The sequence below is a fragment of the Flammeovirga agarivorans genome, assembly GCF_012641475.1.
In the GTDB taxonomy this organism is placed as follows: domain Bacteria; phylum Bacteroidota; class Bacteroidia; order Cytophagales; family Flammeovirgaceae; genus Flammeovirga; species Flammeovirga agarivorans.
On sequence record NZ_JABAIL010000002.1, the window covers coordinates 294,684 to 310,295 of the forward strand.

Here is a 15,612-nt window from a genome sequence, read left to right on the forward strand (position 1 = left end):
AGTTGATTTTTATGTCAACTCCCCTTTTTTGTTTGATAATTCTTCTAACTCTTCAGGGATAGACTGGGATGTTTTAATATCTCCTTTTAGTTTCATATCAGAGAGTAGTTTGATTAAGTTCCCTTTACCTGTGTGCAATTGCTTGATGGCTTTATCGACATCATCTTTTGTTCCACCTATTTTTCTCTGCAAGTTCAATAAAGTATCTACAAAGCCTCTCGCCTTATTATAAATTGCTGTAGCCTGTCGAATAACTTCTTCTATATTTTGTTGTTGATTTTCGTTTCTCCATAACTCTTCTATCACTTTTAAAGTTGACATTAGCGTTGTTGGGCCAACAATCACCACTTTCTTCTTATACGCATAATCCCAAAGAGTTTCATCTTGTTGTAACGCTAATAAAAAGGCCGGTTCTATTGGAATAAACATTAGAACATAGTCCAGTGATTTTATAGCTGGCAAATTCTGATAATCTCTAAATGACAAATCATCAATATGTTTTTTAATAGCATTTACATGTAAAGCAGACTCTCTATCTTGTTGTTCGCGATCTACAGCTGAAACATATCTATCATAAGCATTCAAAGAAACTTTAGAATCAACAATTACCTGTTTATTTCCTGGATAATTGATAACCACATCAGGGCGTTGTCTTTCACCGTTCTCGTTATTGTAAGATGGTTGCACAAGGTATTCAAATCCTTCTCTTAATCCTGATTTCCTTAAAACAGAATCGAGAATCATTTCACCCCAATCACCTTGTTTCTTTGTATCTCCTTTTAATGCTTTCGTTAAGTTCTGAGCATCCTCAGCAATCTTTACATTCAATTTTCTTAATAACTCAATCTCTGTTCTTAGAGAGTGACGTTCGTTGGACTCTTTGCCATAATTGTCTTCAATTTTCTTTTTAAATCCATCAATTTGATCTTTAAAAGGCGACAATATCACATCAAGATTCAATTTATTCTGGGTTGCAAACTTAGATGATTTTTCCTCGAAAATCCTATTTGCTAAATTTTCAAACTCTGTCTTAAACTGTTGCTGTAATTGAGTAAGTTCATGAGAACTCTTTTCAATTTTCTCATTCAACGTATGATTGAGAGTTGATAATTCTACTCCTTTTCTAATTTCTTCAGCATATTTAGTTCTCAACTCATCAAAATCCTGTTCTAGCTGTTCTAATCTTTTCTGTGAATGGAAAGCTGTATTTTTAAAGGTTGCTGCCTCTTGGTTTAATTGAGCATATTTATCATCTAACACCCTATTCTTTTGGCTTACCTCATTTAATCTTTCTTGAAATTGATTTGCTTCTGATTCTTTTACTGCTAGTAAAGAAGTCAATTGTTGTTTTTCCGACTGCAACTGAAGAAGCTGATTATTTCTATTATTTTGTTCTTCCTCAATTTTTTGCTGTGATAACTGGTATTGCTCATTAAGTAAGATTGCTTTAGCATACTTATTTCTTAAAAAGAAGTAGGTAATAAACACTGATAAACAAATAACTAATAGAGTTATAACCACTAAAATAGTTGGTGATATGCTTTCCATCTTAAATCATTAGGGTCTACAATGATCACAAATTTATAAATTTTATGTTTAAATTTTAAGTAAAAGACAATATTTTAAACGAAACAATACTTTAACTTCAGTTTATCAAATTTAAATTCTCACAAAAGAACATAGGTAGATATTAAACAATGTTGATTTTATGAATTGGCAATTTAATCAGGTGCAATTGTTGAAAATTATCACAATATGCTTTATTGAGCTATAATGTAATAACACTGTGAAAATTCATTGAATAATACCTATATAAAATATCACTAAAACGTTAAAAATAGGCTGCATTATCCACAAAATGTTAAATTCATGTAAGAAAAAAGCGTTTTATCAATAAAGATTTTTCATATCTTTGCGGCGCTCAAATTGAAACTACATAGACAATTTTAATAACTCAATAATAATTAATTACATGAAAAGGCTAGCATTACTGCTTTTGTTTACACTACCCTTATTTTCCAACGCACAGGATTTGGATTCCCTAGTGATGACCAATGGTGACCTTATAGTTGGTGAAATCAAAAGTATGGATAGAGGTGTTGTCGAAATTGAAACAGACTACTCTGATTCCAACTTTAAAATTGAATGGAGTGGTATCCAGAAAATGTTCTGTCATACTAACTTCCTAATTTCATTATCAGATGGTCGAAGATATAACGGACATATCACCTCTACTACCCCTGAAACATTTCATATTATTAGTGATGAAGACGGCACAGTAGATGTAACGCCAAATGATATCGTTTATTTAAAATCAGTTAATCAATCATTCTTAAGTAAGTTATCCGCCAATATTGATTTAGGATATAGTTATACAAAAGCTAATAACTTATCTCAACTAAACCTAGGAACATTCCTAGGGTATACTTCGAACCGTTGGAGTGCGACCTTAACAGGTACGAGCTTAAGATCAACGCAAGATAATTCTGATGATATTGCAAGAAATGAAGGAAACCTTACCGGTAACTACTTTTTACCTCATGATTTCTACTTTACTGCATCTGCTGGTTACTTAACCAACACAGAACAATCCATCAATCTTCGTTTAATATTCTCTGGTGGTTTTGGTAAGTATATTATTCATACCAATACAGCTTATTGGGGTTTTTCTACTGGTGCATCGTACTTAAATGAAACTTTTTCACCGGTTACTGATGAAACAACTGGACAAAGTACAACTGCTGATCCTAGGTCATCTGCAGAATGGTATTTAGGTACTGAGGTTAACCTTTTTGATACAGGTGATCTATCCTTTTTCACTGGAGCAAAAGGATATCGTTCATTATCTAACGAAGACCGTTGGCGTGCTGACGTTAATGCAAATATCAAATATGATTTGCCTTTAGACTTCTACATCAAGATGGGTTACAATATGAACTACGATAGTAAACCTGCGGAAGCTGGCAAAGAAGTCGATTTCCAGTATACATTCGGTTTCGGATGGGAGCTATAATTGAGAAAAATCAATTTTAAAATATTGAAAAATATCGATTGTTTACATTAAATTAGAGGGAATTTGCACATTCTAAACATGATGAACAGTCAAAACTTTTTCAATACTTTAAGCAATAGAAGAAAAATTGTAATAGGTTTAGTGATCACACTACTGACATTAAACCTATTACAATTATTTATGCGTTCCGGTGAAGAAAGCAGATTAAGTGACCGGGTACAAAGCAAAAACTTCGAATTAGTGCTTACTTATGCTAAACTAGATTCCATTTCAACAGAACTCAACAAACAGATCCAGATATTAACTCATATGAATGAGGACATTACCTCATTAGAGCATGTTAGAGATAGTTTGGAAAGTGAGAAGAAAGAATTAAGATCTGCACAATTACTTCAAGAGAAAAGGTATCACTCTATACGATCTAAAGTGAGTGTATATGAAGAATTTCTAAATGAAAAGAATACCGAAATTACTTCTCTAAAACATGTCAACGATTCATTAATCTCTGAAAACTCACACCTAAAACAGGAAAAAACAGATCTGAAAAGCAAAATTGATAACCTAAGGAATCAGCAAGGTGAACTAGAAAAAGAGTTGGACGCTGCCAAGATTCTAACCGCATATGATTTCACTTCGTTTATTACAGATCAAAAAGGGAATATCATTAAGGGAGACGCCTATAAAGCAAAAAAAGTAAATGATATTACGGTACAATTTAAATTAGCAAGAAACAGTCTTTCCGAAAGTGAACGTAAAATTGCTTACATGTGTTTAGTCGATCCTGACGGTGCTACAATTTATAATGCTATTAATGAAACGAGATCATTTTCGTTAGCTAATTCAGAAGAAAAAATATTTTATACTGTACGTTCTACTTTTGATTACGACAATCAAGATGGGTCATTAGTACAGATCACATACAGCAATAAATCTTTCCTTGCTAAGGGGCTTTATACTGCAAAAGTCTTTTGCGAAGGGTATCAATTGGGTAAAATCCAATTTAGTATTCAATAATCCGTATTTTTTGGTTAAAAATTCTATTTTTTCAAGAATCATAAACTAAATTATACTAGAATTTTAGCAAATTCGCATTCCGCATTTTTTTATGAATAGACTTTTGTTTTTAGATGAGATCAAATACTTATAAAACTGTAGTAGAAGAACCCAAAAAGGTGAAGAAGGATAGCCCATTTTCAAAGTGGTTTGCCAACTTACCTAAATGGAAATTTTTATCTAATGACGCGGAAGATGAGAACAGCCAATACATTCAAAAAGTTGTTTTCGTAACTTTTCTTGGAATCATATATATCGCAAATAGTTTTCAAGCTGAAAAATCGCATTTACGTATCAATCAACTGGAAAAATCTGTAGAACGGCTTAGAGTAGAATATAGTACTCTAAAGTATGATTTCATCAATGAAAGTAAGAGAAGTAAAATCGAAGAAAAGGCTGCGAATATGGGGTTAGTTCCTTTAGAGAATGCTCCTATTGTTATTACTGTTCCAAATTTAGAAGACAACTAAAAATATCTGACATAGATTATGGGAATTCGACATTCCATTTTAAATAGAGTTAGAATTGCATTCCTTTTTATTTTAGGCATCGCAGTGGCAATTATTGTTAGAATATCTGATTTACAATTTGTTGAAAAAGACAGATGGGAAAAAGCAGGTATTGCCAACCGTGTTAAAATAAGAAGAGTAGATGCAACAAGAGGCAATATTTTAGCAGATGATGGCAGTTTGTTAGCCACATCCATTCCTTTTTACAAGTTAGCATTTGACCCAATGGTAGCATCAGACAGCGTTTTCCTAAAGGGCGTTGATTCTCTTAGTTACCAATTATCAAGATATTTCAAGGAAAAAAGTAAAAGTCAATACGATTCACTTTTAAGAACTGCTCGAAAAAAGAAAAGACGTTATTTAGTTTTATCCCATAAACAGATAAAACATCAAGACAAGAAATATATCGAACGTTGGCCGATTTTTAGAGAAGGGCGTCACAAGGGTGGTGTAATCTTCGATAAAGTTGAAAAACGTTTCAAACCTTTTGATGATCTAGGAAGAAGAACAATTGGGTTCATTCGTAAAGACGACAAAGCAAAATTTACTGGTAGAGGTTTAGAGTTTAGTTTTAACCAAGATTTGGCAGGTACAGACGGAGAAGCCTTATTCCAAAGAGTATCAGGAAACCAGTGGAAACCACTTGATAATGGTGCACAGATTCGAGCAAAAAATGGTTTCGATATTCAAACTACTCTAAATATGGAGTTTGAAGAGCATGCACATCAAGTATTAAAAGATGCACTTATTAAACATGATGCAAACTTTGGTACTGTACTATTGATGGAGGTGCATACAGGTGAAATTAAAGCAATCGTTAACCTTGGTCAAAATAAGGAAGGAAATTATGTTGAGGATTTCAATTATGCTATTCAAGGTGTAATGGAACCTGGGTCTACCTTTAAAGGAGCTTCAATGTTGGCTGTTTTGGAAGAATCTGATATTAACATAAAAGACTCTGTCAACACTGGTGAAGGTAAATACCAATTCTATGATGAGTGTATCATGACAGATGCACACCAGTATGGGTTCGGTATGTTATCTGTTGAGGAAGTGATTGAAAAATCATCTAATATTGGTATATCAAAACTAGTTTTTAAGAATTTCCGAGAGAACCCTGAAAGGTTTTTCAAATACCTTGACCGTTATAATTTAACGTCAACCATAGGGTTCCAAATGGAAGGTGAAGGTAAACCAAATATTAGTAGACCGGGTGACCCGAGTTGGAGTGGTTGCTCTCTTCCTTGGATTTCTATTGGTTACGAGGTAGAAGTATCCCCTCTTCAAGTACTTACTTTCTATAATGCTGTCGCGAATGAGGGCAAAATGATTACTCCATATATCGTAAAAAAGATTTTACAAGGAAATGAAGTAATTAAAGAATATGATTCGAATGTAATCCGTAAAAGCATCGCTTCTGAACGTTCTATTAAAGCACTTCAAGGGATGTTGAAAAAAGTGGTAGATAGTGGTACTGCTCGAAAAATCAACAAAGCAGATTTTAGTATTGCAGGTAAAACAGGTACAACACAAAAACTTAAAGGAGGTAGATATACAAAAAATTACTTTACTTCTTTTGTTGGGTATTTCCCTGCCGATAAGCCAAGGTACTCAATGATTGTAGCTATTGATGAACCAAAAGGAAATGCTAAATATGGTGGAGATGTTTGTGCTCCTGTATTTTTAGAAATTGCAGAAGTAGTTTACAACAGAACTACAGAAAGAGATATTCACTATGTAAATAATGAAAACGAAGCTGCTTTCCCTTATATAAAAGCAGGAAATTATAACGATTTATTACTCCTTTCAGATGCGTTTGACATCCAACAGGTATCTGAGAATACTTCCCCATGGGTTAGAACAAGAGTGAAAGGAGATACAATTGCATGGGTAGACACAAAAATTAGAAGAGGAACTATGCCAGATGTTCGAGGCATGACTTTAAGGGATGCGATGTACTTGATCGAAAGCGAAGGTGCTCAGGTGACTGTAAACGGAACTGGAAGAGTTGTCACACAATCCATAACACCTGGCGGAAGAATCAATAGTAAAACTCAGGTTTACCTTAAATTACAATAATTACAGTGATGGAAAAGAAAAATATCACACAACTTTTAAAAGGCTTAGAATTTGAGTTAGTTCAAGGAAACTTACAACAAGAAGTATCTGATGTTCAATTGGACTCTAGAAAATTAACAGACAATAGCCTTTTTATTGCCATTAAAGGTAATGCTCTAGATGCTCACCGCTTCATCCCCAAAGCGATTGAACTTGGTGCAAAAACAATTCTTCTTGAAGATATCCCTGAATCATTAGTTGATGGGGTCACCTATATAAAATTAAATAATACAGGACAGGCTGCAGGTTTAGTTGCTGCCAATTTTTACGATAATCCTTCTGATAAAATAAAGGTTGTTGCAATAACTGGTACTAACGGAAAAACAACTGTAGTTACGTTATTACAAAACTTATTTATCAAGTTAGGATATAATACTGGTGCACTTACTACCATTGAAAATAAAATCAATGATGAAGTAATTCCAACAAAATTAACAACACCTGACCCTGTCACTCTACAGTATTTATTATCAGAGATGGTAAAAAAGAACTGTTCTTTTTGTTTTATGGAAGCCAGTTCTCATGCTATTGTTCAAGGTAGATTACATGGCATTCAACTAACAGGTGCTATTTTTTCAAATATAAGCCATGATCATTTAGACTATCATGGAACAATGAAAGAGTACATCAACGCTAAAAAACGATTGTTTGATACTCTTCCAAAGAGTGCTTTTGCTCTTGTAAATATTGATGATAAGAGAGGCCCTGTGATGCTTCAGAATTGTAATGCCAAACACTATTCGTTTGCTTTACATACTATGGCCAACTTTAAAGGCAAACTTATTGACAATACATTTGAAGGTATTCAGATGGAAGTCAATGGACATGAAGCATGGTTTCAGTTAATTGGTTCTTTTAACGCATACAATGTACTGACAGCTTTTGCCACTGCATCTTGCCTTGGTGAAGATGAGATCAGTACTTTACAAGCTCTATCAGAGCTAAAGCCTGCCAGAGGTCGTTTTGAGCAGTTAGTTTCTCCCAAAAACATTAGAGGAATTATTGACTATGCCCATACTCCAGACGCTTTAGAAAATGTTCTTGAAACTATTAAGGATATTAAAGAAGATGGTGAAAGAATCATCACTGTAGTAGGTTGTGGCGGTGATCGTGATAAATCAAAGAGACCTATTATGGCAAAAACTGCTGCAATGCTTAGTGAAGAAGTCATACTTACCTCTGATAATCCTCGAACTGAAGATCCTGATGAAATTCTTGATGAGATGCAAGAAGGAATATCACCAACACAGGCTAGAAGGACTCAAGTTATTGTTGATCGTAAAGAAGCCATTCTAAAAGCCGTAGAAATGGCAGAACCAAGAGATATCATTTTAATCGCTGGTAAAGGACATGAAACTTACCAAGAAGTAAATGGTATCAGAGAACACTTTGACGACAAAGAGGAATTATATAAAGCTTTTCAACAATAATTACATTAATAACGACAATAATATTTCTACAATAATATGCTCTATCATTTATTTAGTTACTTAGACAAAGAATACGACTTAGCCGGAGCAGGCTTATTTCAATACATTACATTTAGAGCAATGCTTGCAACCATTTTTTCTATGGTTTTCATTGCTGTTTTTGGCAAACGCATAATCCAACAATTGCAAAAAATGCAAATGGGTGAGATTGTTAGAAATTTAGGCCTAGCAGGTCAGATGGAAAAGACAGGCACACCTACAATGGGTGGTATCATCATCATCGGTGCAGTCGTTTTTCCTGTTTTATTATTTGCTGATCTAAGAAACGTTTATATTCAATTATTGATTACAACAATACTTTGGACTGGAGCAATTGGCTTTTTAGACGATTACTTAAAGAGAATCAAAAAAAATAAAGATGGTTTATCTGGTAAATTTAAGATTTTAGGTCAGGTAGGTTTAGGGCTTATTGTTGGTCTCACTTTATTAGTGAATGAAGGTGTAACTGTACGTAAGTTCAATACAAATTTACCCTCTTCAAAACCAGTTTCTGAACTAGTGAGCACTGAAAATTATCAGGATATTAAAAGTTTAGAAACTACAATTCCTTTCTTAAAGGATAATGAAATCAACTATTCCGAATTACTTCCAAATGAAACTGCATCTAATGTATTATATGTACTATTAGTCATATTTATTATTACAGCAGTTTCTAATGGTACAAATATCACAGATGGATTAGACGGTCTTGCTGCTGGTACATCCGCTATTGTAGCTACTGTGTTGGCAATATTTGCCTATTTATCAGGTAACATTATTTTCTCGAATTACCTAAATATTATGTATATCCCATATTCTGGCGAAATAGCTATTTTTGCTACTGCCTTAGTGGGTGCATGTATCGGATTTTTATGGTACAACGCCTACCCTGCCCAAGTTTTCATGGGTGACACAGGTAGCCTTGCACTTGGTGGTGTCATTGCAAGTTTAGCTATTGTATTGAGAAAAGAATTGATGCTACCATTATTGTGTGGAGTATTTTTAGTAGAAAACTTGTCCGTAATGATTCAAGTATTCTATTTCAAATACACCAAAAAGAAATATGGAGAAGGACGTAGAGTATTTTTAATGGCGCCTTTACATCACCATTACCAGAAGAAAGATATTCCTGAACCTAAAATTGTCACAAGATTCTGGATTGTAAGTATCCTATTAGCTATTTCTACAATCCTAACGCTTAAAATTAGATAGTCATGCAGGAGAAAGTCTTAATACTTGGTGCTGGAGAAAGTGGTGTAGGTGCTGCTCGATTGGCAAAAGCTAAAGGATTTGATGTTTTTGTTTCTGACTTTGGTACTATTCCGCAAGCACAGAAAGATGTTTTAAAAGCTGAAAATATACCTTTTGAAGAAGGTACTCATGAACGAGCACCAAGGGAAGTTAAGGTTGTAGTGAAATCTCCTGGTATTCCTGATAAAGCACCAATCGTTCAAGAATTAAGAGCCAATAGAGCAAAAATATATTCTGAAATTGAGTTTGCTTTCCAATACTCAAAAGCAAAAGTAATCGCTATTACAGGTACTAATGGTAAGACAACAACGACAAAACTAATACATCATTTATTAGAGAAGTCTGGATTTAACGTTGGCTTAGCAGGTAATATTGGGATTAGTTATGCCAAAGAAGTACTTGAAAATGACTACGATTGGTATGTCCTTGAAATTAGCAGCTTCCAATTGGATGATATAGAGACTTTCAAGCCTAATATCGCTTTACTATTAAATATTACTCCTGATCATTTAGATAGATATGCTTACGATATTGATAAGTATGCTCAATCGAAATTTAGGATTATTGAAAACATGGATAAAGAAGGCACTTTTATCTATGGAGAAGACGATCCTCAGGTGGAATTACAATTGAAAAAGCATCAAATTGTACCATGGGCAATTGGATTTAATCACACATTTTTCAAGGAAGATCACTTAGCAATACCTTTTAAAGGAAATACTTATACTTTCACTGACCTTCCTTTAAAAGGACCACATAACGTTTGGAATATGAGTGCTGCTATCCTAGCAGCTTTATCTGCAGGATGTAGTTCCGATTCAATTCAAAAAGCATTACCATCGTTCATTGGGGAACCACATCGTTTACAAGAAGTGGCTGTAGTAAACAAAGTTACTTTTGTGAATGACTCTAAGGCCACCAATGTTGAAGCAGCATTTTTTGCCTTACAAAGTTTTGACAAACCAATTATATGGATTGCTGGCGGTACAGATAAAGGTAATGATTACTCCATGCTTCAGGATACAGTTCAGCATAGAGTAAAATCTTTGATCTGCTTAGGAACTGACAATAGTAAATTAATTGAAGCATTTAAAGAGCATAAACCAATTGCTGAAACAACTGATGTTAATAAAGCAGTAGAATTAGCTATGGAAATGGCAGATGAAGATGATGTAATATTATTATCACCTGCTTGTGCCAGCTTTGATTTATTTAAAAATTACATGGATAGAGGCGAACAGTTTATGAATGCTGTTCATCAATTATAAAAATATTGACCTATAAGAACAGATGGAGAAACTGTTAAGTAAATTAGAAGGAGACCGAGTAATATGGGCAGTGATGATTTCATTATCCATGTTCTCTATATTAGTTGTCTATAGTGCAACTGGTTCTTTGGCATACATGCAGGCCGATGGAGATAATGAACACTACCTATTAAGACATTCCACTTTAGTATTTATTGGGATGATTGGTGCCTACGTATGCCACAAGGTAGATTATATTTTCTATTCTAGATTATCAAGATATGCCTTACTTCTTTCTATTCCACTTCTACTTTTCACATGGTTCTTTGGTTCTGAGATAAACAGTGCATCGCGTTGGATCAGTATTCCATTTATCAACTTTACTTTCCAACCCTCTGATTTAGCTCGATTGGCCTTAATTACCAATATGGCATCCATGCTATGGAAAAGGCAACGAGATATTGGAGAGTTCAATAAAGCCATAGTACCTCTACTAGTATGGACAGGTATTATCTGTGGATTAATCGGTGTTTCAGATATTTCAACTGCATCGTTATTGTTTCTAACGATCATGCTTCAATTATTTATTGGACGTGTACCTGTTAAGTATTTAGTGATGTTAGTAGGTATCGGTATTCTAGCAGGAGCTTTTGTTTATCAATTTGGTCAAAGAGGTGGAACTGCTGTTAGTCGTCTTACCTCATTTATGAGTGAAACAGAAGTACCTTATCAAGCTGAGCAATCTTATATAGCTATATCAACAGGCGGATTATGGGGCAAAGGTGTTGGTGATAGTACGCAAAGAAACTTTCTACCTCACTCCTATTCTGATTTTGTTTTTGCAATTGTAGTAGAAGAATACGGATTGATTGGGGCTATAGTCATCATTGGTTTATATCTTACTCTACTTTATCGGGGAATGATTATCGTTGCCAATAGTCAAAAAGCATTCGGTGGTTTATTAGCATCGGGGCTCACCTTTAGCTTAATACTTCAATCTTTTGTTCATATGGGCGTAGTCGTTGGATTATTACCATTAACAGGTCTTCCATTACCTTTAATTAGTATGGGTGGTACTTCCTTATTATTTACGGGTATGACCATCGGAATTATTCTTTCAGTAAGTAAATCGACTCAAGAAGAATCTGAAGAAGTTCGTTTCAAAAGGGCTGAAAGATCGAAAAAAAGAATGGGACAAGATGGAACAAACAGACCTAAAAACGTACGATTGAATTCATAATATAAAAGAATCATACATATTATTTTCCTTGTCTTAATATTTAGACAAGAACACAAAAGTCACTCTAATCTAAGGGTGACTTTCTTTATTTATTACAAATCATTCAACTGTCTATAAGAATAATACCATACTCAAAAAGTACATGAAATGAAAAGTCATAATTATTTGGTCTAAAATTATCACAAAAGTAACGAAACCTCACTTCTCTTTTTTTTACCCCATCAACTTTTGATAAGACATTGATGTTTGTTTAAGTGAATTCCTGTTAGACCTAATTTTAAAATTCTATTCAATCTATGACTTATAGCACTACTATTCAGGATCAGTATAAGAAGATGCTACATACTATTTCTCAGCAGGTCAGAAGCAATTCTGTTGGCGAATTAGAGATCTTACACAAAAGTATACATCAACTCTGTAAGCTATCCGGGAGTAGTTATGGCTTCATAGGTTTAGTAGAAGACCAACATTACTTAACGAACTATAAACAACTTATAGAATGTAACCAAAATCATGGCCGTATCCCTATGATGGGGAACGGTCCATTATCAACGCCATCAAAGGCACATCGTTATTTGAAATTATCGTATCATAGAAGAGTACCATTTTTCAGTTTCGATCAAGAACGTTTTAATAGTGGAATGTCTTGGTTTTCTTATATACTGATCCCTATCTATGATAACTCCAGACAAGTTGGATTAATTGGTTTATGTGATAGAAAAAGTGGTTATGATAAGAACTTTATTTTAGAAATTTCTCCTATATGCAGAGAACTAAGAAAGATCATACTACAGAATTTCTATAAAACAGATATTTCTAGAGCACAACCTGTATACAGTTATTCTGTACATACTGAATCTCCAGCTTTTGATATCATGCTCACTATAGATGATTTTTACAATACTAAATTGAGTAATATCGTCTGGACCCAATACTTTGGCTCTAATAAAGTATTGATCACTGATTTAATTGTAAAAGAGGATCATGCTTCTTTTTATGATTTAATCCAAAAAGCAAGAACTACAGGATTATCTCAGAATACAACATTAAGGTTTAAGCGTAAGAATAAAACCTTGTATTTTAAAACAAGAATTCTTTTTCTGAGAAAGTCCCATCAAATACAAATTATTGCACAAGATATATCCGACCGATTCTCACAGTCAACAGACAGTAAGGTTCGAAAGGACTATCTTCGGCCTATTAGACTTTTGTTTTAAAAACCCAATAAAATATTAGATACTATAGTGTGACTACTTAAAAATATTTCTTTACCTAAAAATACCTATTCAGTCTTATTGGATAGGTATTCTTCTATTTTAGAGAGAAGTGAATTACCATAAAACTTAGGAGAAGAATGGTCTTGTTTATTTCTTAATCCTAATAGTTTTTCAGCTTGTAACATCGTTAAGCTTCTTAACTTTACTTCTTCAGAGGATGATACAAAACCTCCTTTTAAGATGGCATAGCATTCTTGTAAATTCAATTCAAAAGGTTCTTTTTGCATGTTAGTTTACACATTTAAGTGGTATTAAATTGCAAGCTACATCAAGATATTGGGAGGATTCTGCTTTTATTTTGTCTTAGAATCAGACCACATCGATTTTGCCACCGTGGCTTGCTTTGCTCGGTTGGCACCATTTAAGGTTCTTGATGTTTTCAGTGCAATTTTAGTAAACACATTTATTCCGAGCAATTAATTTCAATTCATTAACACTCCTGTCTCACCCATTAATATGATTACGCTCAACTTCATCATCATATTTCGGCATTTTTTTGTAAATTGATTACAAACCTAAATAACATGCAATCGATTAAATTCTGTAGTTACTCTTTAATACTTTTCCTTTTTCTTACAAGTTGTGAATCAGACAAAGAGGCGATCAAGAATGAAACATACCCTCTTGAACTCCCTTCACATTTTGGAAAACAATATACATTACCAGATCACAACCCTACAACTACTGTTGGTGTTGAATTAGGACGTATGTTATTTTACGATACCCAATTATCAAGAGATAAGTCTACTTCATGTGCTACTTGTCATCAACAAAAATTGGCATTTACAGATGGAAAAGCATTAGCCGAAGGAATTCACGGTAGAGTGGGTACTTTTAGTAGTATGTCTATCCAAAATGCTCCTTGGCAAGCTAAATTCTTTTGGGATGGAAGAGCAAACTCTTTAGAGCAACAAGCCTTAGAACCTATTGAAAATCCTTTGGAAATGGATATGACACTACCAGAAGTTATTGAACGCTTAACTTCTGACGATAGATATCCTAAACTATTTAAGATTGTATTTGGTAGTGAAGAAATTACAGAAGAAAGAATTGGTATGTCAATCGCTCAATTCGAAAGAACATTAATCTCAAGTAATTCAAAATATGATCAATACCTAAAAGGTAGCTATACCCCTACAGAAGAAGAATTATTGGGTATACAGTTATTCTTCACACACCCAGAACCATCACAGAACTTAAGGGGTGGTAACTGTGGTGACTGTCATCTAAACATTCTAACTTCTGGAGATGGCAAAGGATTTCGTGGTTTCCACAATAATGGTTTAGACAATGATGAAGAACTAAAAGATGGATTAATGACGGTAAGTGGGTCTATCTATGACAAGGGCAAATTTAAAGCTCCAACATTAAGAAATATTGCTGTAACAGCTCCATATATGCATGATGGACGGTTTTCGACTCTTGAAGAAGTTATAGAACATTACGATGAACATATCGAGATGAGTGCCACACTAGATCCTTTGATCAGAGAAGCAAGCAATGAGCCTATTTTTCCAGGAGACCCAATCGTATTGCATTTAACAGAAAAAGAAAAGAAAGCTATATTAAGCTTCTTGAAAATGTTAACCGATGAAACCTTCCTTAATGACCCCAAGTTTTCTAACCCATTTACGGATGAATAAATAACTTATGGTTCTACTACTTCAGATAGTCTTTTTAATAATCGTTTACAAGTAAAGGCTACCTCAATAATTTTATGCAAATTTGTTTACCTTTTGTTAAAAAAGGATCGGATTATCATTCAAAAAGATTCAAATATATATTATGAGTTTAGATAAAGAACTTGAAAAAAGAAGTGGAAATACCTGTGAATTATGTGGTGCCACTGAAAATTTATCTCCTTACTTAGTTGAACCAAAGTCATCTAAAGATACAGCAGACCACGCTTACTTATGTAGTAATTGTCAAACTCAAATTGATAATGCTGATCAGATGGATGTGAACCATTGGAGATGCCTTAACGATAGTATGTGGAATGAAAATCCTGCTGTTCAAGTTCTTGCATGGAGAATGCTAACAAGATTAAGAAGTGAAGGTTGGCCGCAAGACCTTTTAGATATGCTTTATTTAGACGAAGATACTCAAGCATGGGCAGAAGCCACAGGTGAAGGTATTTCTGATGAAGACAAAGTGATCCACAAAGATGCCAACGGTGCTACATTGGAAAATGGAGATTCAGTTGTTCTTATTAAGGATCTAAATGTAAAAGGTGCTAACTTTACAGCAAAGAGAGGTACAGCTGTTCGCAATATCTCATTAGTTCATGACAACCCCGAACATATTGAAGGTAAGGTAAACGGTCAGCAGATTGTGATACTTACAAAATATGTAAAGAAATAAATTGGGAATTAATTATCAACATTCTCATAATCTTGAAGCCTTGTTGGATATTTCCTTCAAGGCTTTTTCTTTCT

13 protein-coding genes and 1 riboswitch are annotated in these 15,612 nt (G+C 34.0%); of the genes, 11 read left to right on the plus strand and 2 right to left on the minus strand.

Annotated features, from left to right (window positions below):
* Positions 1-9 precede the first annotated feature (9 nt).
* Positions 10-1,548: a DNA recombination protein RmuC gene (rmuC, locus tag HGP29_RS05990; protein ID WP_168881461.1), complete on the minus strand. Its 1,539-nt coding sequence runs from the start codon at positions 1,546-1,548 to the stop codon at positions 10-12.
* Positions 1,549-1,972: 424 nt separating this feature from the next.
* On the opposite strand from rmuC, the gene HGP29_RS05995 reads away from it, so the two are divergent.
* The 9 genes from HGP29_RS05995 (at position 1,973) to HGP29_RS06035 (ending at position 13,117) form a co-directional block, all read left to right on the plus strand.
* On the plus strand, positions 1,973-3,013 hold the full coding sequence (locus HGP29_RS05995) for a DUF481 domain-containing protein (RefSeq protein ID WP_168881462.1): 1,041 nt from the start codon (positions 1,973-1,975) through the stop codon (positions 3,011-3,013).
* A 78-nt stretch (positions 3,014-3,091) separates the two neighbouring features.
* Complete coding sequence (locus tag HGP29_RS06000) at positions 3,092-4,027, plus strand: hypothetical protein (protein WP_168881463.1); 936 nt, start codon at positions 3,092-3,094, stop codon at positions 4,025-4,027.
* 113 nt (positions 4,028-4,140) lie between these two features.
* A complete protein-coding gene (locus HGP29_RS06005; protein ID WP_168881464.1) occupies positions 4,141-4,536 on the plus strand; it encodes an FtsL-like putative cell division protein in 396 nt (131 codons plus the stop codon).
* Between the two features lie 18 nt (positions 4,537-4,554).
* Complete coding sequence (locus HGP29_RS06010; RefSeq protein ID WP_168881465.1) at positions 4,555-6,654, plus strand: penicillin-binding protein; 2,100 nt, start codon at positions 4,555-4,557, stop codon at positions 6,652-6,654.
* A gap of 8 nt (positions 6,655-6,662) precedes the next feature.
* Positions 6,663-8,123 carry a UDP-N-acetylmuramoyl-L-alanyl-D-glutamate--2,6-diaminopimelate ligase gene (locus HGP29_RS06015; RefSeq protein ID WP_168881466.1) on the plus strand — a complete coding sequence of 487 codons (1,461 nt, stop codon included), beginning with the start codon at positions 6,663-6,665 and terminating at the stop codon, positions 8,121-8,123.
* A gap of 36 nt (positions 8,124-8,159) precedes the next feature.
* Positions 8,160-9,374 (plus strand): phospho-N-acetylmuramoyl-pentapeptide-transferase, encoded by a 1,215-nt coding sequence (gene mraY, locus HGP29_RS06020; RefSeq protein WP_168881467.1) that lies wholly within the window; start codon positions 8,160-8,162, stop codon positions 9,372-9,374.
* Positions 9,375-9,376: 2 nt separating this feature from the next.
* On the plus strand, positions 9,377-10,681 hold the full coding sequence (murD, locus tag HGP29_RS06025; RefSeq protein ID WP_168881468.1) for a UDP-N-acetylmuramoyl-L-alanine--D-glutamate ligase: 1,305 nt from the start codon (positions 9,377-9,379) through the stop codon (positions 10,679-10,681).
* A gap of 22 nt (positions 10,682-10,703) precedes the next feature.
* Complete coding sequence (locus HGP29_RS06030; protein ID WP_168881469.1) at positions 10,704-11,900, plus strand: FtsW/RodA/SpoVE family cell cycle protein; 1,197 nt, start codon at positions 10,704-10,706, stop codon at positions 11,898-11,900.
* 296 nt (positions 11,901-12,196) lie between these two features.
* Positions 12,197-13,117 (plus strand): GAF domain-containing protein, encoded by a 921-nt coding sequence (locus HGP29_RS06035; RefSeq protein ID WP_168881470.1) that lies wholly within the window; start codon positions 12,197-12,199, stop codon positions 13,115-13,117.
* A 65-nt stretch (positions 13,118-13,182) separates the two neighbouring features.
* Here HGP29_RS06035 and HGP29_RS06040 read toward each other — a convergent pair whose 3' ends face one another.
* A complete protein-coding gene (locus HGP29_RS06040) occupies positions 13,183-13,404 on the minus strand; it encodes a hypothetical protein (protein WP_168881471.1) in 222 nt (73 codons plus the stop codon).
* Positions 13,405-13,461: 57 nt separating this feature from the next.
* Positions 13,462-13,559: riboswitch (SAM-I-IV-variant riboswitch) on the minus strand.
* A gap of 142 nt (positions 13,560-13,701) precedes the next feature.
* Between HGP29_RS06040 and HGP29_RS06045 the strand changes: the two genes are divergently transcribed.
* Positions 13,702-14,820 carry a cytochrome-c peroxidase gene (locus HGP29_RS06045; RefSeq protein WP_168881472.1) on the plus strand — a complete coding sequence of 373 codons (1,119 nt, stop codon included), beginning with the start codon at positions 13,702-13,704 and terminating at the stop codon, positions 14,818-14,820.
* Positions 14,821-14,962: 142 nt separating this feature from the next.
* Complete coding sequence (locus tag HGP29_RS06050; RefSeq protein WP_168881473.1) at positions 14,963-15,538, plus strand: PhnA domain-containing protein; 576 nt, start codon at positions 14,963-14,965, stop codon at positions 15,536-15,538.
* Positions 15,539-15,612 lie beyond the last annotated feature (74 nt).